This is a genomic window from Cellulosimicrobium composti, assembly GCF_009711085.1.
GTDB classification, from domain to species: Bacteria; Actinomycetota; Actinomycetes; order Actinomycetales; family Cellulomonadaceae; genus Cellulosimicrobium; species Cellulosimicrobium composti.
Map to the genome: position 1 here is coordinate 47,981 of NZ_WMKA01000015.1, position 21,047 is coordinate 69,027.

The 21,047-nt window shown below is 74.5% G+C and carries 20 protein-coding genes; 14 read left to right on the plus strand and 6 right to left on the minus strand.

The window, feature by feature from the left end:
• Positions 1–31: 31 nt before the first annotated feature.
• The 3 genes from GJV82_RS08675 (at position 32) to GJV82_RS08685 (ending at position 2,162) form a co-directional block, all read left to right on the plus strand.
• The gene (locus GJV82_RS08675) at positions 32–685 is read left to right on the plus strand and encodes a trimeric intracellular cation channel family protein (protein WP_024839518.1); all 654 of its coding nucleotides are present in this window, start codon (positions 32–34) and stop codon (positions 683–685) included.
• 3 nt (positions 686–688) lie between these two features.
• Positions 689–1,540: an inositol monophosphatase family protein gene (locus GJV82_RS08680; RefSeq protein WP_231492795.1), complete on the plus strand. Its 852-nt coding sequence runs from the start codon at positions 689–691 to the stop codon at positions 1,538–1,540.
• Between the two features lie 322 nt (positions 1,541–1,862).
• Complete coding sequence (locus tag GJV82_RS08685) at positions 1,863–2,162, plus strand: DUF4193 domain-containing protein (protein ID WP_021483601.1); 300 nt, start codon at positions 1,863–1,865, stop codon at positions 2,160–2,162.
• A 121-nt stretch (positions 2,163–2,283) separates the two neighbouring features.
• On the opposite strand, the gene GJV82_RS08690 is transcribed toward GJV82_RS08685, so the two are convergent.
• Positions 2,284–2,796, minus strand: coding sequence for a DUF3093 domain-containing protein (locus tag GJV82_RS08690; RefSeq protein ID WP_115942455.1), 513 nt, complete (start codon positions 2,794–2,796; stop codon positions 2,284–2,286).
• A 76-nt stretch (positions 2,797–2,872) separates the two neighbouring features.
• Between GJV82_RS08690 and dut the strand changes: the two genes are divergently transcribed.
• The 4 genes from dut to GJV82_RS08710 all read left to right on the plus strand — a co-directional run bounded on the left by dut (position 2,873) and on the right by GJV82_RS08710 (position 5,598).
• Positions 2,873–3,349, plus strand: coding sequence for a dUTP diphosphatase (dut, locus tag GJV82_RS08695; protein ID WP_318657448.1), 477 nt, complete (start codon positions 2,873–2,875; stop codon positions 3,347–3,349).
• A gap of 106 nt (positions 3,350–3,455) precedes the next feature.
• A complete protein-coding gene (locus GJV82_RS08700) occupies positions 3,456–4,196 on the plus strand; it encodes a DUF3710 domain-containing protein (RefSeq protein WP_115942457.1) in 741 nt (246 codons plus the stop codon).
• A 1-nt stretch (position 4,197) separates the two neighbouring features.
• Positions 4,198–4,572 (plus strand): OB-fold nucleic acid binding domain-containing protein, encoded by a 375-nt coding sequence (locus GJV82_RS08705; RefSeq protein WP_024839523.1) that lies wholly within the window; start codon positions 4,198–4,200, stop codon positions 4,570–4,572.
• Positions 4,573–4,689: 117 nt separating this feature from the next.
• Positions 4,690–5,598, plus strand: a complete 909-nt coding sequence (locus GJV82_RS08710; protein WP_115942458.1) for a DUF3159 domain-containing protein — start codon at positions 4,690–4,692, stop codon at positions 5,596–5,598.
• Positions 5,599–5,625: 27 nt separating this feature from the next.
• Here the strand turns inward: GJV82_RS08710 and GJV82_RS08715 are convergent, their stop codons facing one another.
• Both GJV82_RS08715 and GJV82_RS08720 read right to left on the minus strand, forming a co-directional pair.
• A complete protein-coding gene (locus GJV82_RS08715; protein ID WP_024839525.1) occupies positions 5,626–6,411 on the minus strand; it encodes a potassium channel family protein in 786 nt (261 codons plus the stop codon).
• Positions 6,411–7,064, minus strand: coding sequence for a potassium channel family protein (locus tag GJV82_RS08720; RefSeq protein ID WP_024839526.1), 654 nt, complete (start codon positions 7,062–7,064; stop codon positions 6,411–6,413). Before GJV82_RS08720 ends, GJV82_RS08715 begins: the two co-directional genes overlap by 1 nt.
• Positions 7,065–7,158: 94 nt before the next feature.
• Between GJV82_RS08720 and GJV82_RS08725 the strand changes: the two genes are divergently transcribed.
• The 5 genes from GJV82_RS08725 (at position 7,159) to GJV82_RS08745 (ending at position 14,729) form a co-directional block, all read left to right on the plus strand.
• Entirely contained in the window at positions 7,159–9,165 is a 2,007-nt protein-coding gene (locus GJV82_RS08725; protein WP_162289396.1) for an APC family permease, read from the plus strand.
• Between the two features lie 39 nt (positions 9,166–9,204).
• Positions 9,205–10,569, plus strand: coding sequence for a class I SAM-dependent RNA methyltransferase (locus tag GJV82_RS08730; RefSeq protein WP_155098931.1), 1,365 nt, complete (start codon positions 9,205–9,207; stop codon positions 10,567–10,569).
• A gap of 146 nt (positions 10,570–10,715) precedes the next feature.
• Positions 10,716–10,892, plus strand: coding sequence for a hypothetical protein (locus tag GJV82_RS08735; RefSeq protein WP_155098932.1), 177 nt, complete (start codon positions 10,716–10,718; stop codon positions 10,890–10,892).
• A 269-nt stretch (positions 10,893–11,161) separates the two neighbouring features.
• Entirely contained in the window at positions 11,162–13,981 is a 2,820-nt protein-coding gene (locus tag GJV82_RS08740) for an aconitate hydratase (RefSeq protein WP_162289397.1), read from the plus strand.
• Positions 13,982–14,264: 283 nt separating this feature from the next.
• Complete coding sequence (locus tag GJV82_RS08745) at positions 14,265–14,729, plus strand: DUF1801 domain-containing protein (RefSeq protein ID WP_155098933.1); 465 nt, start codon at positions 14,265–14,267, stop codon at positions 14,727–14,729.
• A 32-nt stretch (positions 14,730–14,761) separates the two neighbouring features.
• On the opposite strand, the gene GJV82_RS08750 is transcribed toward GJV82_RS08745, so the two are convergent.
• Entirely contained in the window at positions 14,762–15,469 is a 708-nt protein-coding gene (locus GJV82_RS08750) for an NUDIX hydrolase (protein ID WP_155098959.1), read from the minus strand.
• Positions 15,463–16,914: a GMP reductase gene (gene guaB1 / locus GJV82_RS08755; protein ID WP_155098934.1), complete on the minus strand. Its 1,452-nt coding sequence runs from the start codon at positions 16,912–16,914 to the stop codon at positions 15,463–15,465. Before guaB1 ends, GJV82_RS08750 begins: the two co-directional genes overlap by 7 nt.
• 203 nt (positions 16,915–17,117) lie before the next feature.
• Here guaB1 and dxs point away from each other — a divergent pair, with 203 nt between their 5' ends.
• Positions 17,118–19,028 (plus strand): 1-deoxy-D-xylulose-5-phosphate synthase, encoded by a 1,911-nt coding sequence (gene dxs, locus GJV82_RS08760; RefSeq protein WP_115942463.1) that lies wholly within the window; start codon positions 17,118–17,120, stop codon positions 19,026–19,028.
• Positions 19,029–19,168: 140 nt separating this feature from the next.
• Positions 19,169–19,849: an HAD family hydrolase gene (locus GJV82_RS19415; RefSeq protein ID WP_187308660.1), complete on the plus strand. Its 681-nt coding sequence runs from the start codon at positions 19,169–19,171 to the stop codon at positions 19,847–19,849.
• 29 nt (positions 19,850–19,878) lie between these two features.
• Here GJV82_RS19415 and GJV82_RS08770 read toward each other — a convergent pair whose 3' ends face one another.
• Positions 19,879–20,976, minus strand: a complete 1,098-nt coding sequence (locus GJV82_RS08770) for a carboxylate-amine ligase (RefSeq protein ID WP_024839536.1) — start codon at positions 20,974–20,976, stop codon at positions 19,879–19,881.
• Positions 20,977–21,047 lie beyond the last annotated feature (71 nt).

Here is a 21,047-nt window from a genome sequence, read left to right on the forward strand (position 1 = left end):
GGTCGCGCGCCCGGCTGGGATGATGCGGGGTGTGATCCTCGACCTGGTGCCCGGCGACGCGCTCGAGCTCGCCGGCGTCTTCTTCGCGGCGCTGTCGGGCGGGCTCGCCGCGGTGCGCAAGCGGTTCGACCTCGTCGGCGTGCTCGTCCTCGCGTGGGCGGCGGGACTCGGCGGAGGTCTCCTGCGCGACGTCCTCATCGGCGCGATCCCGCCCGTCGGGATCTCGGACTGGCGGCTCGTCGCAGCCGCGGTCCTCGCCGGCGCGGTGACGTTCTTCTGGCACCCGCGGCTCGAGCGCCTGCGGCGCAGCATCATCGTGCTCGACGCCGGCGCGCTCGCGCTCTTCGTCCTGTCCGGCACGATGAAGGGGCTCGAGTACGGGGTCGGCCCGCTCGCGGCGGTCTTCGTCGGCGTCCTCACCGGCGTCGGTGGCGGCATCCTGCGGGACCTGCTCACCAACGAGGCGCCGCTGCTGTTCCAGGACAAGCAGCTCTACGCGATCCCGGCGCTCGCGGGCGCCGCGCTGACGGCCGCGCTCGCGGGGCTCGGCGCGCTCGGTCCGCTGTCCCAGGCGGGCGTCCTCGCGCTCGTGCTCGGCTTCCGCCTGCTCTCGCTCCGGCTCGGCTGGGCGGCCCCCGGCCCGTGGGAAGGTCGCACGGGGCGTCGCGGGTCGGGCAGGATGTGAGCCGTGCGCCTCTTCATCGACGACCCCCGCCTGCCCGACGACGTGACCGTGGCCGACCTGCGCGACCTCGCCGAGCGCCTCGCCCGCGAGGCGGGCGAGCTCGTGCGCTCCGGCCGCCCCGACCAGGTCGAGGTGGCGGCGACCAAGTCGACCGCGACGGACGTCGTCACGCGCATGGACGCGGACTCCGAGGCCCTCCTGCGGCGCGAGATCGCGGCGGCGCGTCCGGACGACGCGATCCTCGGCGAGGAGGAGGGCTCGTCGTCCGGCACGTCCGGGATCACGTGGGTGATCGACCCCGTCGACGGGACGGTCAACTACCTCTACGGCGTCGCGTCGTACGCGGTGTCCGTCGCGGCCGTCGTGGGCCCGCCCGACCCGCGCGAGTGGACGGTGCTCGCCGGGGCGGTGCACTCGGTCGTCGACGACCGCACGTGGACGGCGGGGCTCGGCGCGGGCGCGACGCTCGACGGCCGCCCCGTGCGCGTCAACGCCGAGACCGACCTCGGGCAGTGCCTCGTCGGGACGGGCTTCGGGTACGACGCCGACCGCCGTCGGGCGCAGGCCCGCGTGCTCGTCGACGTGCTGCCGCAGGTGCGCGACATCCGCCGGCTGGGCTCGGCGGCGATCGACCTGTGCCTCGTGGCGACGGGAGAGCTCGACCTCTACTACGAGCGGGGCCTCAACCCGTGGGACATGGCGGCGGGCGCGCTCGTGGCGCAGGAGGCCGGCGCGCGGGTGACCGGACTGCGCGGGCGTCCGGCGGACCGCGAGATGGTCGTCGCCGGACCGCCCGAGGCGGTCGCCCGGCTGGTCCGGGTCCTCGAGGACGTGGACGCCGACAGGGACTCCTGAGGTCCCGGCGGGGGCGTCGGCGAGGGCCGCCCGCCCTCCTCGAGCGGGCGCGTGTTCGCCCGTGACGAACGACACCGCACGACGTGCGCCGTACGGGGTGCAACGCCTCGCGAAATGGTGCAGAATCCGGGGGCCCGCCGGGAACAATTCCGGTGCGCCGCGCATTGATCAGCGTGCACGTGCAGCGACGACCTCGACGCACGCCACGTCACGGGGTGCCCCCCGCGCCCCGCACCTGTGCCGACCGGCACACCGGCCCCTGGCCGGCGGTCCGGACGGGCACTGTCGCGATCGACGAATACTCCGGAGAGTGACCCCACAGATGGCAACAGACTACGACGCCCCCCGCAAGAGTGAAGAGGAGCTCAGCGAGGACTCGCTCCAGGAGCTCCAGGCTCGTCGCTCCGACAAGAGCTCGGGCGTCGTTGACGAGGACGAGACCGAGGCGGCGGAAGGTTTCGAGCTGCCCGGTGCCGACCTGTCCGGCGAGGAGCTCTCCGTCCGGGTCCTGCCTCGTCAGGCGGACGAGTTCACATGCGCGAGCTGCTTCCTCGTGCACCACCGCAGCCAGCTCGCGTACGAGAAGAACGGGCAGCAGATCTGCTCGGAGTGCGCCGCCTGAGCCGCACCGCACGACGACCCTGCCGGCCGTCGCCCCCTCCCCGGGGCGGCGGCCGTCGTCGTCTGCGGCGGTCGGCGTCGTCCCCGCGGGGTCGTCCGCGGCTCGACCGGGGCGACGCGGTTCAGGCCGCGCGCGCGGCGCGCAGCGCGTCGGCGAGGCGCTGCGGGTGGCGCGTCGAGACGAGCCAGTACGGCGTGGGGTCCTGCGGGTCCTCGAGCGTGACGTGCACGCCGGTGCGCGCCCACGCGCGCAGGCACACGTACGCGCGCGCGTCGAGGCGCGGTCCGAGCTGGACGCGCATCGCCTCGGCGTCGAGCGTCGTGACCTGGCCGAGCAGCGCGACGGGGACGTGGGCCCGCCCGGCGCGCAGCTCGCCGTCGGCGACCGCGACGACCGGCGACGTCCACCACAGCGCCACGACGCCGGCCGCGGCGGCGAGCGCGCCCACGCCGAGCGCGATCGCGTGGCTCGCGGGCCACAGCGCGATCCCGAGGACCGCGGCGAAGCCGAGCGCCGCGGCCCAGCCGCCCACGCCGGGCAGGAGCCGTTCCTGGTACGACGGCGCGCTCGGGCCGGCGTTCCCGGCGGCGGCCGGGGTCGAGGACGGGATGCTGCGGTCGGCGGCGTCGGTCATGGGTCCATCATCCCAGCAGTCGCGGAGCGGCCCGACGTGCTCGCCCGGCCTCCGCGGGACCACTAGGCTCTGGCGGGTGTCGAACCACCACCAGCCCACGACCGGGGACGTCGACGTCCTCATCACGCTGCTCGACGACGTCCCGCTGCCCGCCTACGCCCACCCGGGCGACGCGGGCGCGGACCTCGTGACCACCGTCGACGTCGAGCTCGCGCCGGGGGAGCGCGCCGTGGTGCCGACGGGCGTGTCGATCGCGCTGCCCGACGGGTACGCGGCGTTCGTGCACCCGCGCTCGGGCCTCGCCGCGAAGCACGGCGTCACCGTCGTCAACGCCCCGGGCACGGTCGACGCCGGGTACCGCGGCGAGATCAAGGTGACGCTGCTCAACACCGACGCGCGCGAGAGCGTCGTGCTGCGCCGCGGCGACCGGGTCGCGCAGCTCGTCGTGCAGAAGGTCGAGCGGGCGCGGTTCGTGCAGGCCGAGCGGCTGCCCGGCTCGCACCGCGGGGAGGGCGGGTTCGGGTCGAGCGGCGGCTGGACGCCCGCGCCCTGACCGGCGCTCCCGACCCGCCGCCGCGCGGGCTAGTGTGGAATCAGTGCGGGGCGAGCGCCCCGTGAGGAGTCCCGGCCGAGCGCCGGGCAGGTGAAGGAGTTCGTCCGTGGGTCTGTTCCGTCGCTCCAGGTCGTCCGAGCCGGCCGAGTCGCCCGAGCCGTCGGGCACCGCGCCCGAGCAGGTCGACGCCGGCGCGCCCGCACCCGCGGTCGCGGACGAGAAGCCGGCCCGCGGCCCGTTCGACTCCTCGCAGGTCCCCGAGCGCGGCCCGCGCCTCGACCTCGGTGCCGTGTGGCTGCCGGGCGTCCCGGGCATGGAGCTGCGCATGGAGGTCGACAAGAAGACCCAGCGCATCACGGGCGTCGCGTGCGCGGTCGCAGGCTCGGGCCTGCAGGTGCAGGCGTTCGCCGCGCCGCGCACCGAGGGCATCTGGGACGAGATCCGGGGCGAGATCGCGGCCTCGGTGACCAAGCAGGGCGGCACGGTCGACGACATCCCCGGCCCGTTCGGCCGTGAGCTGCTCGCACGCATCCCCGCCCAGACGCCGGACGGTCGCCCCGGCGTGCGGCCCGCGCGCTTCGTCGGCGTCGACGGCCCGCGCTGGTTCCTGCGCGGCGTCCTCACGGGCAAGGCTGCGGTCGACCCGGCCGAGGCGCGGCTGCTCGAGTCGGTGTTCGCGAACATCGTCGTCGTCCGCGACCAGAGCCCGCGCCCCCCGCGCGACCTGCTCGCGCTGCACCTGCCGGGCAAGGGCCCGGCCGCGACGCCGCCTGCTCCCGCCGGAACCCCTGCGACGCCCTCGTTCGACCCCCTCACGCGCGGGCCGGAGATCACGGAGATCCGCTGACATGGCCCCCACGCTGCGCGACGCCTGGCGCACGGCGCTCGCCTCCCAGGAGGAGCTGGCCGCGGACGAGGAGCGCACCGAGGCGGCGCGGCAGAAGGGCTGCCGGGCCGTCTCCGACCTGCCCAACCGCCGCCGCGCCAAGATCTCCGGCGTCCTGCGCTCGGTCGTGCTGCGGCCGCGCGAGGGCGTCCCGACGGTCGAGGTCGAGCTGTTCGACGGCTCCGGCGTCGTCGACCTCGTATGGCTCGGCCGTCGCCGCATCGCGGGGATCGAGCCGGGGCGCCGCGCGCTCGTCGAGGGCCTCGTGTGCGACGTCGACGGGCGGCGCACCATCTTCAACCCGCGCTACGAGCTCCTCGCCAAGCCGGGGGAGTGACGTCGCGGCGGCGCCCGCCGCACCGTGCCGTACGATCCTGCGGGTCCGCCGCGGCCGCGCCGGACCCGTCGCCGGGACCGCGGCCGACCGACCCCGAGCCACCGAGGACGCCACGAGATGACACCCAGCAGCGACCCGAGCGGCCCCGCGCAGCGTCCCGACGCCGACGAGCCGTCCGCGGCCCACGACGCCGACGTCGCGGAGACCGTCGTCGACGACGTCGCGGCGCCCGAGGACGGCCGCGCGCGCGGCGTCCGGGCGCTCGCCGGTCAAGAGTTCTCGGTCGCGGACGCGATCGGCGGCGTCCGCGGGCTCGTCGAGTCGGTGGCCCCGGGGCTCGTGTTCGTCGTCGTGTACGTCGCGACGACGAACCTTCCGTGGGCGCTGTGGACGTCCGTGGCCGCCGCGCTCGTCGCCGTCGCGGCCCGTCTGGTCCAGCGCACGCCCGTGACCCAGGCCTTCGGCGGGCTGCTCGGCGTCGGGATCGGCGTGATCTGGGCGTGGCGCTCGGGTGAGGCGCAGGACTACTTCGCCTGGGGGCTGTGGACCAACGCGGCGTACCTCGTCGCGCTCCTCGTCTCGGTGCTGGTGCGCTGGCCGCTCGTCGGTCTCGTCGTCGAGGGCTTCCGCAGCGGCTTCGGCGCGGGGGCGGCGACGACGTCGCCCGCGGCCGCCGACGACGCGCGCGCGGAGGGCGAGCCGGGCGATCCGGCGTCGCCGGACGGCACGGCGGCCGCGGAGCCGGGGGAGCCCGGCGCGTTCGCGCGCTGGGCGCGCGCGTGGCGGTCCGACCGCGCGCTCCTGCGCCGCTACACGGCCGCGACGTGGCTCTGGATCGGCCTGTTCGCGGCGCGCCTCGCCGTGCAGGTGCCGCTGTACCTCGACGGCGACGTCGGCTGGCTCGGCACGGCGCGGCTCGTCATGGGCATCCCGCTGTGGGCGCTCGTCCTGTGGCTCACGTGGGTCCTCGTGCGTCGTCCGCACGCCGTCGCGGACCGTCCCGCCGCGGACCGTCCGGCCGCGTAGCGCGACCACCCGCCGGCGGACGGCGCGTCACCGCGCGTCGTCGGTCGCCTCGGGGGCCTGCAGCGGGGCGTCGTCGTCGGCCTCGGGAGCCGGCACCGGGGACTCGACGGCCTGCTGCGGCTCGTCGTCCGGCGTCGCCGTCCCCTCGTCCGGCGCGTCGGCGAGGAGCCGGCGCAGCGCGTCCTCGTCCGCCTCGCTCCCGGTGACGAGCAGGAGCTCGTCGCCGACCTCCAGCGTGTCGTCCGGGCTGGGCGCGATGGGGCGCGCGCCGCGGACGATCGCGGCGAGCACGGTGTCCGGCGGCCACGGGACGGCGCCGACGCGGCGACCGACGAGCGGGGAGCCCGGCGGGAGCGTCACCTCGAGGATGTCCGCGCCCGACTGGTGGAACGTGAAGATGCGGACGAGGTCGCCCACGGCGACGGCCTCCTCGACCATCGCCGTCATGATGCGCGGCGTCGAGACGGCGACGTCCACGCCCCACGACTCGTCGAACATCCACTCGTTCTTCGGGTTGTTGACGCGCGCGACCGTGCGCGGCACGCCGAACTCGGTCTTCGCGAGCAGGGACACGACGAGGTTGACCTTGTCGTCGCCCGTCGCGGCCACGATGACGTCGCACTCGTCGACCTTCGCGTCCGCGAGCGACGACAGCTCGCACGCGTCCGCGAGCAGCCAGTCCGCCTCGGCGACCTGGGCGACGCGCATCGCCGCCGGCTGCTTGTCGATCAGCATGACCTCGTGGTCGTGGCTGAGGAGCTCCCGGGCGATCGAGCGGCCGACCGAGCCCGCTCCCGCGATGACGACGCGCATCACTCGGCCTCGACCTTCGGTGCGTGGGTGAGCAGGCGCTCGACGGCGGCCGCGCGCTCGTCCTCCATGATCACGTGCAGCACGTCGTTCTCCTGCAGGACGGTGCGCTCGGTGACGACGGTCCCGTCGCCGAACCGGCTGACGAACGCGACGCGCGCGCCGGTCGCGTCCTCGATGGCCCGCACGGTCCGCCCGATCCAGCCGGGGTGGAAGTCCACCTGCGCGAGCCGCACGCGGCCCGACGGGTCGCGGTACTCGTCCGTCGCGCCGAACGGCAGCATGCGGCGCAGCACCTGGTCCGCGGTCCACCGCACGGTCGCGACGGTCGGGATGCCGAGGCGCTGGTAGATCTCCGCGCGCTGCGGGTCGTAGATGCGCGCGACGACCTTCTCGACGCCGAACGTCTCGCGCACGACGCGCGCGGAGAGGATGTTCGAGTTGTCGCCGTCGGAGACCGCGGCGAAGGCGTACGCGTCCTCGATGCCGGCCTGCACGAGCGTGTCGCGGTCGAACCCGACGCCCGTGACCTTCTTCCCGGTGAACTCGGAGGAGAGGCGGCGGAACGCGTCAGGGTTCTGGTCGACGACGGCGACCGAGTGCCCGCTCGACTCGAGGGACTGGGCGAGGGTCGCGCCGACCCGGCCGCAGCCCATGATCACGAAGTGCACGAGTCGAACGCTACCGTCCGGCGGCCCGCCCGGCGCGCACCAGCGCGGCCGGGCGACGGCGGGCATAGCATGAGGCCTCGTGTCGGAGATCGCTGATGCCGCGAAGCGGCTGCTGCTCGGGCGGCCGGTCCGCAGCGAGCACCTGGGCCACACGCTGCTCCCCAAGCGCGTGGCCCTGCCCGTCTTCGCGTCCGACGCGCTCTCGTCCGTGGCGTACGCGCCCGACGAGATCCTCCTGACCCTCGCGATCGCGGGCCTCAGCGCCACGATGATCTCCCCGTGGGTGGGGCTCGCCGTCGTGGTCGTGCTCCTCACGGTCGTCGCGTCCTACCGCCAGAACGTGCGCGCCTACCCGTCGGGCGGCGGCGACTACGAGGTCGCGACGGTCAACCTCGGACCGACCGCGGGCGTCGGCGTCGCGTCGGCGCTCATGGTCGACTACGTGCTCACGGTCGCCGTGTCGATCTCCTCGGGAGCGCAGTACGCGGCGAGCGCGATCCCCGCGCTGCGCGACCACGAGGCGGCGTTCGCGATCGGTCTCGTCGTGCTGCTCACGCTCGTCAACCTGCGCGGGGTCAAGGAGTCCGGCACCTTCTTCGCGGTGCCGGTCTACCTGTTCATGGCGGCCATCGGCACGACGGCGGTCGTCGGGTTCTTCCGGTACGTCACCGGCTCGCTGGGGCAGGCGGAGAGCGCGCGGTTCGAGCTCACGGCCGAGAGCGGGTTCGACCAGGGGCTGATCGGGATCGCGGGCGCGTTCCTCGTCGCGCGCGCGTTCGCGTCCGGGTGCGCGGCGCTCACGGGCGTCGAGGCGATCAGCAACGGCGTCCCCGCGTTCCGCAAGCCGAAGTCGCGCAACGCGGCGACGACGCTCGCGCTGCTCGGCGGCATCTCCGCCGTGATGATGCTGTCCATCCTCTTCCTCGCGCGCGCGACGGGCGTGCACTACGCGGAGGACCCGCACACGCAGCTCGCGCTCGACGGCGAGCCGCTGCCCGCCGACTACGTGCAGCACCCGGTGCTCGGGCAGCTCGCGGAGACGGTGTTCAGCGGCGTGCCGGTGCTGTTCTACGTCGTCTCGGCGGTGACGGGGATCATCCTCGTCCTCGCGGCCAACACCGCGTTCAACGGTTTCCCGGTGCTCGGCTCGATCCTCGCCAAGGACGGCTACCTGCCCCGGCAGCTGCACACGCGCGGCGACCGGCTCGCGTTCTCGAACGGCATCATCACGCTCGCCGTCGCCGCGATCGTGCTCATCTGGGCGTTCGACGCGCAGGTCACGCGCCTCATCCAGCTCTACATCGTGGGCGTGTTCGTCTCGTTCACGCTCTCCCAGCTCGGGATGGTGCGGCACTGGACGCGCGCGCTGCGCACCGAGCACCAGCCGCGCGAGCGCTCGCGGATGCGCCGCTCGCGCGCGGTGAACGCGGTCGGCCTCGCGATGACCGCGACGGTGCTCGTCATCGTGCTCGTCACGAAGTTCACGCACGGCGCCTGGATCGCGATCCTCGCCATGGGCCTCGTGTTCGTGCTCATGCGGTCGATCCGCAAGCACTACGACACGGTGCGCGACGAGCTCGCGCTCGGCGACGACGAGGCCACCGCGGCGCGCGCCCTGCCGAGCCGCGTGCACGCGATCGTGCTCGTGTCGAAGATCCACCGGCCGACGATGCGCGCGCTCGCGTACGCGCGCGCGTCGCGCCCGTCGGTGCTGGAGGCCGTCACCGTCGGCGTCGACCCGGACGACGTCGACGAGCTCATGCGCCAGTGGGAGGCGCTCGACCTCCCGGTGCCGCTCCGCGTGCTCGACTCGCCCTTCCGGGAGATCACGCGACCCGTGCTGTCCTACGTGCGTTCGGTGCGGCGCGAGTCGCCGCGCGACCTCGTGGTGGTCTACATCCCCGAGTACGTGGTGGGGCACTGGTGGGAGCAGCTGCTGCACAACCAGAGCGCGCTGCGACTCAAGGGCCGCCTGCTCTTCACGCCCGGCGTCGTCGTGGCGTCCGTGCCGTGGCAGCTCTCCTCGTCGCAGGGCCAGACGGGCCTCGAGGGCGAGGGGTTCCGCCAGCGCTTCACCGGCTACTGACGGGCGGCGAGCGACGGCCGCGTCCGGGATACTGGGGGCATGCCGTCCTCCTCGCGTGGTCCCGCCGTGCCCTCCGACCCGTTCGAGCCCCGGCACGTCCCGCGCCGTCCGGGCCGGCGCTCGGGGCGCCAGACCCGGCGGTCGCCACGCGTCGAGCCTCGACCTGAGGTCGAGGTCGAGCTCGAGGTCGGCCCGGTCGCGCACGGCGGGCACTGCGTCGCGCGGCACGACGGCCGCGTCGTCTTCGTGCGCCACGCGCTGCCCGGCGAGCGCGTCCGCGCGCGCGTCACGGAGGGCGGCGACGCCGCGAAGTTCTGGCGCGCGGACGCGGTCGAGGTCCTCGAGGCGTCGGCCGACCGGGTGCCGTCGGTGTGGCCGGAGGCCGGTCCCGGCGGGGTGGGCGGCGGGGAGCTCGCGCACGTGGCCCTCCCCGCGCAGCGGCGCTGGAAGCGCGACGTCCTCGCCGAGCAGCTGCGCCGGATCGCGGGGATCGACCTCGATGAGTCTCACCCTCAGGTCGAGGTCGAGGGTCTGCCCGGCGACGACGAGCGCGGCGGCCTCGCCTACCGCACGCGCGTGGACCTCGTGGCCGACGGCGGGGGACGGGCCGGCATGCACCGCTTCCGCTCGCACGACGTCGTCCCGCTCGAGTCGATGCCGCTCGCGAGCGAGGACGCCGCGGACCTCGCCGTGCACGAGAAGGTCTTCACGCGCACGTGGCGCCCCGGCACGCGCATCGAGCTCGTCGCCCCCGTCGGCTCGGCGCCCGTGCTCCTCGTGGACGGCACGCCCTGGCGCGGCGGGTCGCCCGACCAGCGACCCAACGCGCGCCGCAGCGTCGTCGAGCGCGTCGCCCTCGGCGACCAGGAGCACGTCTACCGCGTCGCGGCCGCCGGGTTCTGGCAGGTGCACCGCGAGGCGCCCGCCACGCTGACCCGCGCGGTCCTCGACGGGGTGGGCGACGTCGACGGCGCGCGCGTGCTCGACCTCTACTCGGGCGCCGGTCTCTTCACGACCCCGCTCGCCGAGGCGGTCGGGAGCGCGGGCTCGGTCGTCGCGGTCGAGGGGGACGACCGCGCGGTGCGCGACGCACGACGCAACGCGCACGGGATCGACCGGGTCACGCTGCACCACGGGCCGGTCGAGCGCGTCCTCGCGGACGAGCCGGCCGACGCCGACGTCGTCGTGCTGGACCCGCCGCGCGTCGGCGCCGGGCGCGCCGTGGTCGAGGCGATCGCCGCCCGTCGCCCGTCGCGCGTCGTGTACGTGGCGTGCGACCCGGCGGCCCTCGCGCGCGACGTCGCCTACCTCGCCGACCACGGCTACGGGCTCTCCGCGCTGCGCGCGTTCGACCTCTTCCCCATGACGCACCACCTCGAGGCGGTCGCCGTCCTCACGCGCTGAGCCTCGCCCGGGCTCGGCGGGCCTCGGTCCGTCGGGTCGCAGCGGTGCGCGCGCCGGGCATGAACGCGCCTCCCCGCGCGTTCCCCGGGAGAGGGGCGGAACGACCAGGTGGCCCGCGCGAGGGCGGCGGGCGGAGAGGACCGAGGGTGACGACGGGAGAGACGGACGACGTCCGGGACGTCGTGGGCGTGAGCGTCCTGCTGGCCAACGGACGGCTCGCGGGACGGAGCTTCGCGACGCGCGCCGAGGCGGAGGCGTGGGCGCGCCCGGAGGAGGGGGAGCAGGTCGTCGAGCTCAACCTGCTCTGCGACTGCGACCTCTGACGACGGCGCTCCCGGGCCTCCGGGCGGGCGCCCGGCCGACGAGCGGCGCGGGGCCGTGCACACGGGTGCGAGCCATATATCTTGACGTCAAGATATATGGGGTATGCTGGTCGCGGTGCAGGTCGCAGCGGGTCGTGGACGAGCCGCCGACCACCGCCCCAGCAGCCCTCCGGGGCCTGGCGGGGGCGGCGCGCCGGCCCGGCGTAGGCTGGGCGAAGCCCCCTGAACCATGGCATCCGTGCCACCGTCTCGCCACGAAGGAGCTACGAGTGAGCAGCGTCGACACGTTCGGGTCGAAGGGAACGCTGGAGGTCGGTGAGAACTCGTACGAGATCTTCCGCCTCTCCGCCGTCGAGGGTGTCGAGCGCCTCCCGTACAGCCTGAAGATCCTCGCCGAGAACCTCCTGCGCACGGAGGACGGCGCCAACATCACCGCGGACCACGTCCGTGCGCTCGCGTCCTGGGACCCGGACGCGCAGCCCGACACCGAGATCCAGTTCACGCCGGCGCGCGTGATCATGCAGGACTTCACGGGCGTCCCGTGCGTCGTCGACCTCGCCACGATGCGCGAGGCCGTCGCCGAGCTCGGCGGCGACCCGTCGCGCATCAACCCGCTCGCGCCGGCCGAGATGGTCATCGACCACTCCGTCCAGATCGACGTCGCCGGCCGCGCCGACGCGTTCGAGCGCAACGTCGAGTACGAGTACCAGCGCAACCACGAGCGCTACCAGTTCCTGCGCTGGGGCCAGACGGCGTTCGACGACTTCAAGGTCGTCCCCCCGGGCACCGGCATCGTGCACCAGGTCAACATCGAGTACCTCGCGCGCACCGTCATGACCCGCGAGGTCGACGGCGTGCTCCGCGCGTACCCCGACACGTGCGTCGGCACCGACTCGCACACGACGATGGTCAACGGCCTCGGCGTGCTCGGCTGGGGCGTCGGCGGCATCGAGGCCGAGGCGGCCATGCTCGGCCAGCCCGTCTCGATGCTCATCCCGCGCGTCGTCGGCTTCAAGCTCTCGGGCTCGATCCCCGCGGGCGTGACCGCGACCGACGTCGTGCTCACCATCACCCAGATGCTGCGCCAGCACGGCGTCGTCGGGAAGTTCGTCGAGTTCTACGGCGCGGGCGTGGCCCAGGTGCCGCTCGCGAACCGCGCGACCATCGGCAACATGAGCCCCGAGTTCGGCTCGACCGCCGCGATCTTCCCGATCGACGGCGTGACGATCGACTACCTGCGCCTCACGGGCCGCAGCGACGAGCAGCTCGCGCTCGTCGAGGCGTACGCCAAGGAGCAGGGCCTGTGGCTCGACCCGGAGGCCGACGGCTACGTCGAGCCCGTGTTCTCGGAGTACCTCGAGCTCGACCTGTCGACGGTCGTCCCGTCCATCGCCGGCCCGAAGCGCCCGCAGGACCGCATCGAGCTCGGCGAGGCGAAGGAGTCGTTCGCGTCCGCGATCCTCGACTACGTCGACGCGCACGAGGCCGCGCCGTTCACCGGTCTCGACGAGTCGGTCGAGGAGACGTTCCCCGCGTCCGACCCGATCGCGGCGGCCGCGCACGACAACGAGTCCGACCACCCGGTCGCCCCGGGCCACGCCGACAGCGCGAAGCGCCCGCACAAGGTCGTCCCCGTGACGCTCGAGGACGGCACGCAGACCGAGCTCGACCACGGCCACGTCGTCATCGCCTCGATCACGTCGTGCACCAACACGTCGAACCCGTCGGTCATGCTCGCGGCGGCGCTGCTCGCCAAGAAGGCCGTCGACCGCGGCCTCGCGTCGAAGCCGTGGGTCAAGACGTCGATGGCGCCGGGCTCGCAGGTCGTGACGAACTACTACGAGAAGGCCGGCCTCTGGCCGTACCTCGAGAAGCTCGGCTTCCACCTGGTCGGCTACGGCTGCGCCACGTGCATCGGCAACTCGGGCCCGCTCGCCGAGGAGATCTCGGCGACGGTCAACGAGCACGACCTGTCGGTCGTCTCGGTCCTGTCGGGCAACCGCAACTTCGAGGGCCGCATCAACCCCGACGTGAAGATGAACTACCTCGCGTCGCCGCCGCTGGTCATCGCGTACGCGCTCGCGGGCACGATGGACTTCGACTTCGACAGCGAGCCGCTCGGCACGGACCCGCACGGCGAGCCGGTGTTCCTCCAGGACATCTGGCCGTCGCCGGAGGAGGTGCAGGCGACGATCGACGCGTCGATCGACCGCGACATGTTCACCAAGGACTACGCGGACGTCTTCTCGGGCGACGAGCGCTGGCGTGCGCTCGAGACCCCCGAGGGCGACACGTTCGCGTGGGACGCCGAGTCGACCTACGTGCGCAAGCCCCCGTACTTCGACGGCATGGGCATGGAGCCGTCGCCGGTCACGGACATCTCGGGTGCGCGCGTGCTCGCCAAGCTCGGCGACTCGGTCACGACCGACCACATCAGCCCCGCGGGCGCCATCAAGGTGGACTCGCCCGCCGGCAAGTACCTCGCGGAGCACGGCGTCGCGCGCCGAGACTTCAACTCCTACGGCTCGCGCCGCGGGAACCACGAGGTCATGATCCGCGGCACGTTCGCGAACATCCGCCTGCGCAACCAGCTCCTCGACAACGTCGAGGGCGGGTACACGTTCAACTTCGTGAAGAACGCGCAGGACACGATCTACGACGCCGCGCAGGACTACGCCGCGCAGGGCACCCCGCTCGTCATCCTCGGCGGCAAGGAGTACGGCTCCGGCTCGTCGCGCGACTGGGCGGCCAAGGGCACCGCGCTCCTGGGCGTCAAGGCGGTCATCACCGAGAGCTTCGAGCGCATCCACCGCTCGAACCTCATCGGCATGGGCGTGCTCCCGCTGCAGTTCCCGGCGGGTGAGAACGCCGAGTCGCTCGGCCTCGACGGCACCGAGACGTTCGACATCGCGGGCATCACGGCGCTCAACGACGGCACCACGCCGTCGACCGTGAAGGTCACCGCGACGAAGGGCGACGGGACGACGGTCGAGTTCGACGCCGTCGTGCGCATCGACACCCCCGGCGAGGCGGACTACTACCGCAACGGCGGCATCCTGCAGTACGTGCTCCGCTCGCTCGTCGCCTGAGTCCGGAGTGCGGCGCAGGGTGAGGGCCGAGGAACGAGGCACTCGCCCGCAGCGGAACGCAGGACTCGGGCGACCGGCTGGACTCGTCGCCTGAGCCAGCGGGACGCACGCCCCGGCGGGGCGCTCACCTCTCGAGGTGGGCGCCCCGCCGTCGTCTCCGGGGTTCCGCGCGCGGCCGACGCGAGATCGGCAGGTCGTGGCGAGATCGGCGGTCGCACGTGCCGAACCGGCAGGGGACTGCCGATCTCGCCACGACGGCGTCGTGCCACGAGAGACTGGTGCCATGGCCGCGAGCGAGAACAAGACCCAGCCGACCGACGCGGACGTGGAGGCGTACCTCGCGTCGGTCGAGCACCCGGTGCGCCGACGCGACGCCCGGCGGCTCGTGGAGATGCTGTCGCGCGTCACGGGAGAGCGGCCGCGCCTGTGGGGGCCGTCGATCGTCGGGTTCGGCTCGTACCACTACCGCTACGCGAGCGGGCGCGAGGGTGACACCGCGGCGGCCGGCTTCTCGCCGCGCAAGGCCGCGACGACGGTCTACCTCATGGACGGCGTGGACGCCCACACCGACCTGCTGGCCCGGCTCGGGCCGCACACGGTCGGCAAGGGGTGCCTCTACCTCAAGGACCTCGACGCCGTCGACCTCGCCGTGCTCGAGGAGGTCGTGCGGCGCTCGTACGCGACGCTCACGGGCACGCCCGCGTTCGGCACGCGGCTCGCGGGAAGGTCGGAGCCGGACGGCTCCTGACGCACGGCCGCGCGGGCGCGACGCAGGGTGGCTCAGAGCGGGGCGGGGACCGTGCGCGTGCGGTCCCAGGGCTCGGTCCAGCCCAGGCGGTCGAACAGCGCGTCCAGGACGCCGCCCGTGAACCCCCACACGAGGTGCTCGCGGCCGTCGGCCTCGACGAGGAAGCCCGGGCTCCGGTGCACGCGGCGGGCGTGCCGCACCGTGACGGTGCGTCGGCGCTCCGGGTCGAGCAGGTCGGCGACGGGGACGCGGAAGACGTGCGCCGACTCGGCCGCGTCGACGGCGCGGACCGGCGTGGGGCGCGCCCACCACGCGAGCACGGGCGTGACGCGGTGGTTGCTCACCGGCAGCGGGAGCTCGCCCAGCGAGCCGAGGACGTCGACGCCGTCCGGGTCGAGCCCCGTCTCCTCGCGCGCCTCGCGGAGCGCGGCGCCCACGGGCCCGTCGTCGCCGGGCTCGAGGCGGCCGCCGGGGAACGCGACCTGGCCCGGGTGGTGACCGAGCGTCGAGGCGCGCGCGAGGAGGAGCACGTCGAGCGCGCGCGGGACGGCGGGCGTGACGTGCTCGGCGGGCGCGTGGTCGAGCACGCCGAACAGGAGGAGGACGGCGGCCCGGCGGGCGTCGTCGCGCACGGGGCCGACGGCGTGGCGCCAGGGCTCGGGCCACGCGCCGCCGTCGCGCGTGGCCGCCGCGAGCTGGTCGCGCGCGGAGGTGCGCGAGACCGTGTCGCCCGTCACCAGCTCACCGGGAGCGGGCGGCCCTCCTCGTAGCCCGCGGCCGACTGGATGCCGACGACCGCGCGCTCGGCGAACTCGGCGAGGCTCGTGGCGCCCGCGTAGGTCGCGGAGCTGCGCAGGCCCGACGTGATCTGGTCGAGCAGGTCCTCGACGCCCGGACGCTGGGGGTCGAGGAACATGCGGCCGGAGCTGATGCCCTCCTCGTAGAGTCCCTTGCGCGCGCGCTCGAACGGCGACCCGCCGGCCGTGCGCGCCGCGACCGCGCGCGCCGAGGCCATGCCGAAGCTCTCCTTGTAGAGGCGGCCGGTGCCGTCGTCGTGCAGGTCGCCCGGCGACTCGTAGGTGCCGGCGAACCACGACCCGATCATCACCTGCGACGCGCCCGCGGCGAGCGCGAGGGCGACGTCGCGCGGGTGGCGCACCCCGCCGTCGGCCCACACGTGCTTGCCGAGCTCGCGCGCCGCCGCCGCGCACTCGAGGACGGCCGAGAACTGCGGGCGCCCGACGGCCGTCATCATGCGCGTCGTGCACATCGCGCCCGGGCCGACGCCGACCTTGACGATGTCCGCGCCCGCGGCCACGAGGTCGCGCACGCCGTCGGCGGTGACGACGTTGCCCGCGACGACGGGGACGTCCGGGCCGACCGAGCGCACCGCGTCGAGCGCCTGGAGCATCTTCGCCTGGTGGCCGTGCGCGGTGTCGACGACGAGCACGTCCACGCCCGCCGCGAGGAGCTCCTTCGCCTTCGCGGCGACGTCGCCGTTGATGCCGACCGCGGCGCCGACGCGCAGGCGGCCGAGCGCGTCGAGCGCGGGCGTGTACACGGACGAGCGCAGCGCGCCCTTGCGGGTGAGGACCCCGACGAGCGACCCGTCGCGCGTCACGGGCGCGACCTTGAGGCGGGCCGAGTGGAGCTGCTCGTACGCGGCCTCGAGGCCGGCGCGGCCGCCGTCGAGCACGGCGGCGTCGAGCACGAGCGGCTCGGTCGTCATGACCTGGTGCACCTGCGTGAAGCGGTCGACGTCCGCGCAGTCGGCCTCCGTGACGACCCCGACGGGACGCCCGCCGTCCACGACGACCGCCGCGCCGTGGGACCGCTTGCCGACGAGCGTCAGGGCGGTGTGGACCGTGTCGTGCGGGCCGACGACGACGGGGGTCTCGATGACGGGGTCCTTCGACTTCACGTCGGCCACGACGTCCGCGACGACGTCGGTCGGCACGTCCTGCGGGATGATCGCGAGGCCGCCGCGGCGGGCCACCGTCTCGGCCATGCGGCGACCGGCGACGGCCGTCATGTTCGCGACGACGACCGGGATCGTGGTCCCCGTCCCGTCGTCGGAGGAGAGGTCGACGTCGAAGCGCGACGCGACCTCCGATCGCGACGGGACGAGGAAGACGTCGCCGTACGTCAGGTCGGTCGCGGGGGACTGTCCGGGCAGGAAGCGCATGGGTCCATCGTACGAGGTCGGGCACCGCCGTTGTCCGCAGTGCGGAAGTGATCTTCCGCTCGCGCGCGGTCCGTGCGTCGGGCGCCGGAGTGTGCGTCAATGACGTGAAGGTCCCGTCGCCCCGCGCACCGGTGCGCGGGTCACGTGCCGCGACCACCTAGAGTTGTCGGGCTGGACGCACGGGAACGGAACGGAGCATCTGCATGAGCCTGCTTGGCACGATCACCTCGCCCGAGGACGTGCAACGGCTGACCCCGGGGCAGGCGCGAGAGCTCGCCGCGGAGATCCGCGCGTTCCTCGTCGACTCGGTCTCGCGCACGGGCGGCCACCTCGGCCCGAACCTCGGCGTGGTCGAGCTGACGATCGCGATGCACCGCGTGTTCTCGTCGCCCACGGACACGTTCGTGTTCGACACGGGCCACCAGTCCTACGTGCACAAGCTGCTCACGGGGCGCCAGGACTTCTCCGCGCTGCGCAAGCAGGGCGGTCTCTCGGGCTACCCGTCGCGCGCGGAGTCGGAGCACGACGTCGTCGAGAACTCGCACGCGTCGACCGCGCTCTCGTGGGGCGACGGCATCGCGAAGGCGAACGTCGTGCGCGGCCTCACCGACCGGCACGTCGTCGCGGTCATCGGCGACGGCGCCCTCACGGGCGGCATGGCCTGGGAGGCGCTCAACAACATCGCCGAGAGCCAGGACCGGCGCCTCGTGATCGTCGTCAACGACAACGGGCGCTCGTACTCGCCGACGATCGGCGGCCTCGCGCACCACCTGTCCACGCTGCGCACGACGCACGGCTACGAGAGCTTCCTGCAGTGGGGCAAGCGCACGCTCAACCGGTCGGGCGCGCCCGGGCGGTTCGCGTACGAGTGGCTGCACGGCCTGAAGAAGGGCCTCAAGGACGTCGTCGCGCCGCAGGGCATGTTCGAGGACCTCGGCATCAAGTACGTCGGGCCCGTCGACGGCCACGACGTCGAGGCGATGGAGCACGCGCTGCGTCGTGCCAAGGCGTACGGCGCGCCCGTGATCGTGCACGCGATCACGGAGAAGGGCCGTGGCTACACCCCGGCCGAGCAGGACGTCGCCGACCGCTTCCACGCCGTCGGCAAGATCCACCCCGAGACGGGTCTGCCGGTGGCGCCCTCGCGGTTCGGCTGGACCGGCGTGTTCGCCGACGAGATCGTGCAGATCGGGCGTCGCCGCACCGACGTCGTCGCCATCACCGCCGCGATGCTCGAGCCCGTGGGCCTCAAGCCGTTCGCACAGGCCTTCCCCGAGCGCACGTTCGACGTCGGCATCGCGGAGCAGCACGCGGCGACGTCGGCGGCCGGCATGGCGTTCGCGGGGCTGCACCCCGTCGTCGCCGTCTACGCGACGTTCCTCAACCGCGCGTTCGACCAGGTCCTCATGGACGTCGCGCTGCACAAGGCCGGCGTGACGTTCGTGCTCGACCGCGCCGGCATCACGGGCGACGACGGCGCGAGCCACAACGGCATGTGGGACATGGCGATGCTGCGCGTCGTGCCGGGCCTGCGGCTCGCGGCCCCGCGCGACGAGGCGACGCTGCGGACGGCGCTGCGCGAGGCCGTGGACGTCGACGACGCGCCGACGGTCGTGCGCTACCCCAAGGGCGCGCTCTCGGATCCGCTGCCCGCCGTGGACACCGTGGACGGCGTCGACCTGCTCGCCGTGCCGGGAGACGCCCCGGCGGCTGCGCAGGACGCGGCACCGCGCGCGCGGGTCCTGCTCGTCGGGCCGGGGTCGATGGCGCGCGTCGCGCTCGGTGCGGCCGAGTCGCTCACCGCGCACGGCGTGGACGTCACCGTCGCCTCGCCCACGTGGGTGCTCCCGATGCCGAGCGCGCTCGTCAAGCTCGCGGGCGAGCACGACCTCGTCGTGAGCGTCGAGGACGGCGTCGCCGACGGCGGTGTGGGCGCTCTCCTCGCGCAGCGCTCGCTCGAGGCGGGCGTGCGCACGCCGGTGCACGCGCTCGGCCTGCCCGCCCAGTTCCTCGACCACGCGACGCGCGACCAGGTGGCCGCGACCTACCGCCTCACCGCGGCGGACGTCGCGCGCGACGTGCTCGACGCGCTCGCGACGCTCGCGCACGACTGACGCCCCCGCGCGGGCGGGCACACGCCCGGGCGCACCGACGCACCCGGCCGGGTGCGTCGGCAGACCCGGCCGGGTGGGCCCCGGGTCCGCGCGCCGGACCACCCTCCGGACCGGTGCCGCGCGCGGGTAGGGTCCGACGCGTGATCTGGCTCCTCGACCTCGACAACACGCTCGTCGGGCGCGACGACGCGTTCGCGCTCTGGGCGGCGGACGCGGTCGCGCGGGCCGGCGGCAGCGGCGACGACCTCGCGGCGATCGTCGCGGCGGACGGCGGCGGCTTCGCGCGCAAGACCGACGTGGCGCGCGTCATCGCCGACCGGCTCGGGTGGGAGGCGGACCTGCCCGCGGTGGTCGAGCGGTTCCGCGCCGGCATCCTCGCGCACGTGCGCGCGTACCCGGGTGTGCCCGCGCTGCTCGACGGGCTGCGCGCCGAGGGCGACCGGGTGGTCGTCGTGACGAACGGGACCTCCGCGCAGCAGCGCGGCAAGATCGCGCGCTGCGCGCTCGCGCCGCACGTGGACGCGGTCGTCGTGTCCGAGGAGGAGGGCGCGGCCAAGCCCGACCCCCGGCTCCTGGAGGTCGCGCTCGAGCGTGTCGGTGCGGACGGCGCGGACCGCCGGGACGTCTGGATGGTCGGGGACGCGCTGCACGCGGACGTCGCGGCGGGACGCGCCGCCGAGGTGCGCACCGGGTGGGTGTCGCACGGCCGGGACGCGGGCGACGGCCCGGCCCCGGACGTCGTGGGCCGCACGGTGCACGACGTCGTCGCGGCGGTGCGCGCCCTCGCAGCACCCGCCGGACCGGCGCCCGCGCGCCCGTAGGCCCGACGAGAGCCACGGGCGCGCGGGGCTCAGGAGTGCGTGACCTCCACGGCCTTCTCGACGACGGCGCGCAGGTCGCCCCCGGACGCCGCGAACCACGCGCGCTGGCGCGCGGCGCCGTTGCCTCCCGACCACACGCGGCCCAGCAGCTCGGTGACGGCGTCGAGGTCGCCCGCGTCGACGAGCGCGTCGCGCACGTGGGCGACGAGCTGGCCGACGACGTCGTGCGCGGGCGCCGGTCGCCAGGTCAGCGGCGAGACGAGGTCGTCCTCGAGGCCGGAGCGGCCCGCGCGCCACGCGGCGGTGCGCAGGATCTCCGGGCGCAGCTCGGGGGGCGGGGTGCCCTGCGCGGCCTCGCGCGCGGCGGTCTCCACGAGCCCGCGGCTGAGCGCCGCGACGAGCGTCGCGGTGTCGGGGTCGAGGCACACGTCGGCGACGCGGATCTCGACCGTCGGGTACCGCGAGGACAGGCGCGCGTCGAAGTAGACCATGTTCTCGTCGAGGATCGTCCCGGTCGCGACGAGCCCGTCGACCGCCTCGCGGTACGCCTCGGGCGTGCCGAACGCGCGGGTGGGTCCCGCCGTCGGCCAGCGCGACCAGACCTGCGAGCGGAAGCTCGCGTACCCGCTGTCCTCGCCCTGCCAGAACGGGGAGTTCGTGCTCAGGGCGAGCAGCGTCGAGAGCCAGGGGCCGATGCGGTCGAGCACGGCGACGCCCTCGACGTCGTCCGCGACGGCGACGTGCACGTGGCACCCGCTCGTGAGCTGCTCGCGCGCGGTGAGCCCGAACGCGGCGCGCGCCTCGAGGTAGCGCAGCCGGGAGACCGTCGTCCCCTCGAACGGCAGGGGAGAGGTGGACAGCGCGGCGACGCGCGCGCCGACCGTGTCCGCGGCCTCCTGGGCGCGGCGTCGGCCGTCGCGGATCTCCGTCGCGAGGTCGTCGAGCTCGCGGCGCGGGTGCGTCGCCGTCTCGAGCTGCTCCTCCATGAACTCGGACTCGAGCGACCCTGTGCCGCCGCCCTTGTCGTCGGTGCCCGACGCCTCCAGTGCCTCGGCGGCACGGGCGACGGGCTGCCCGTCGTCGCCGACGAGCAGGAACTCTTCCTCGACCCCTACGGTGCGCTTCACCCGGGAAGTCTCACACGGAAGGCGTCTTCTCGTCGGGCGAGCGTGTGACGTGCGTCCGTGTCGTGCGTCAC

Excerpts from the sequence above, each read along its gene's own strand:
- GJV82_RS08720 (WP_024839526.1), bottom strand. The coding sequence starts at position 7,064 with ATGGGCTGCGGCCGGGTCGGCGCGACCCTCGCCCAGTCCCTCGAGTCG.
- GJV82_RS08690 (WP_115942455.1), bottom strand. The coding sequence starts at position 2,796 with ATGACCGACGCCGCCGACCGCAGCATCCCGTCCTCGACCCCGGCCGCC.
- GJV82_RS08705 (WP_024839523.1), top strand. The coding sequence starts at position 4,198 with ATGGCCCCCACGCTGCGCGACGCCTGGCGCACGGCGCTCGCCTCCCAG.
- dxs (WP_115942463.1), top strand. The coding sequence starts at position 17,118 with ATGAGCCTGCTTGGCACGATCACCTCGCCCGAGGACGTGCAACGGCTG.
- GJV82_RS08730 (WP_155098931.1), top strand. The coding sequence starts at position 9,205 with ATGCCGTCCTCCTCGCGTGGTCCCGCCGTGCCCTCCGACCCGTTCGAG.
- GJV82_RS08710 (WP_115942458.1), top strand. The coding sequence starts at position 4,690 with ATGACACCCAGCAGCGACCCGAGCGGCCCCGCGCAGCGTCCCGACGCC.
- GJV82_RS08685 (WP_021483601.1), top strand. The coding sequence starts at position 1,863 with ATGGCAACAGACTACGACGCCCCCCGCAAGAGTGAAGAGGAGCTCAGC.
- guaB1 (WP_155098934.1), bottom strand. The coding sequence starts at position 16,914 with ATGCGCTTCCTGCCCGGACAGTCCCCCGCGACCGACCTGACGTACGGC.
- GJV82_RS08715 (WP_024839525.1), bottom strand. The coding sequence starts at position 6,411 with ATGCGCGTCGTCATCGCGGGAGCGGGCTCGGTCGGCCGCTCGATCGCC.
- GJV82_RS08745 (WP_155098933.1), top strand. The coding sequence starts at position 14,265 with ATGGCCGCGAGCGAGAACAAGACCCAGCCGACCGACGCGGACGTGGAG.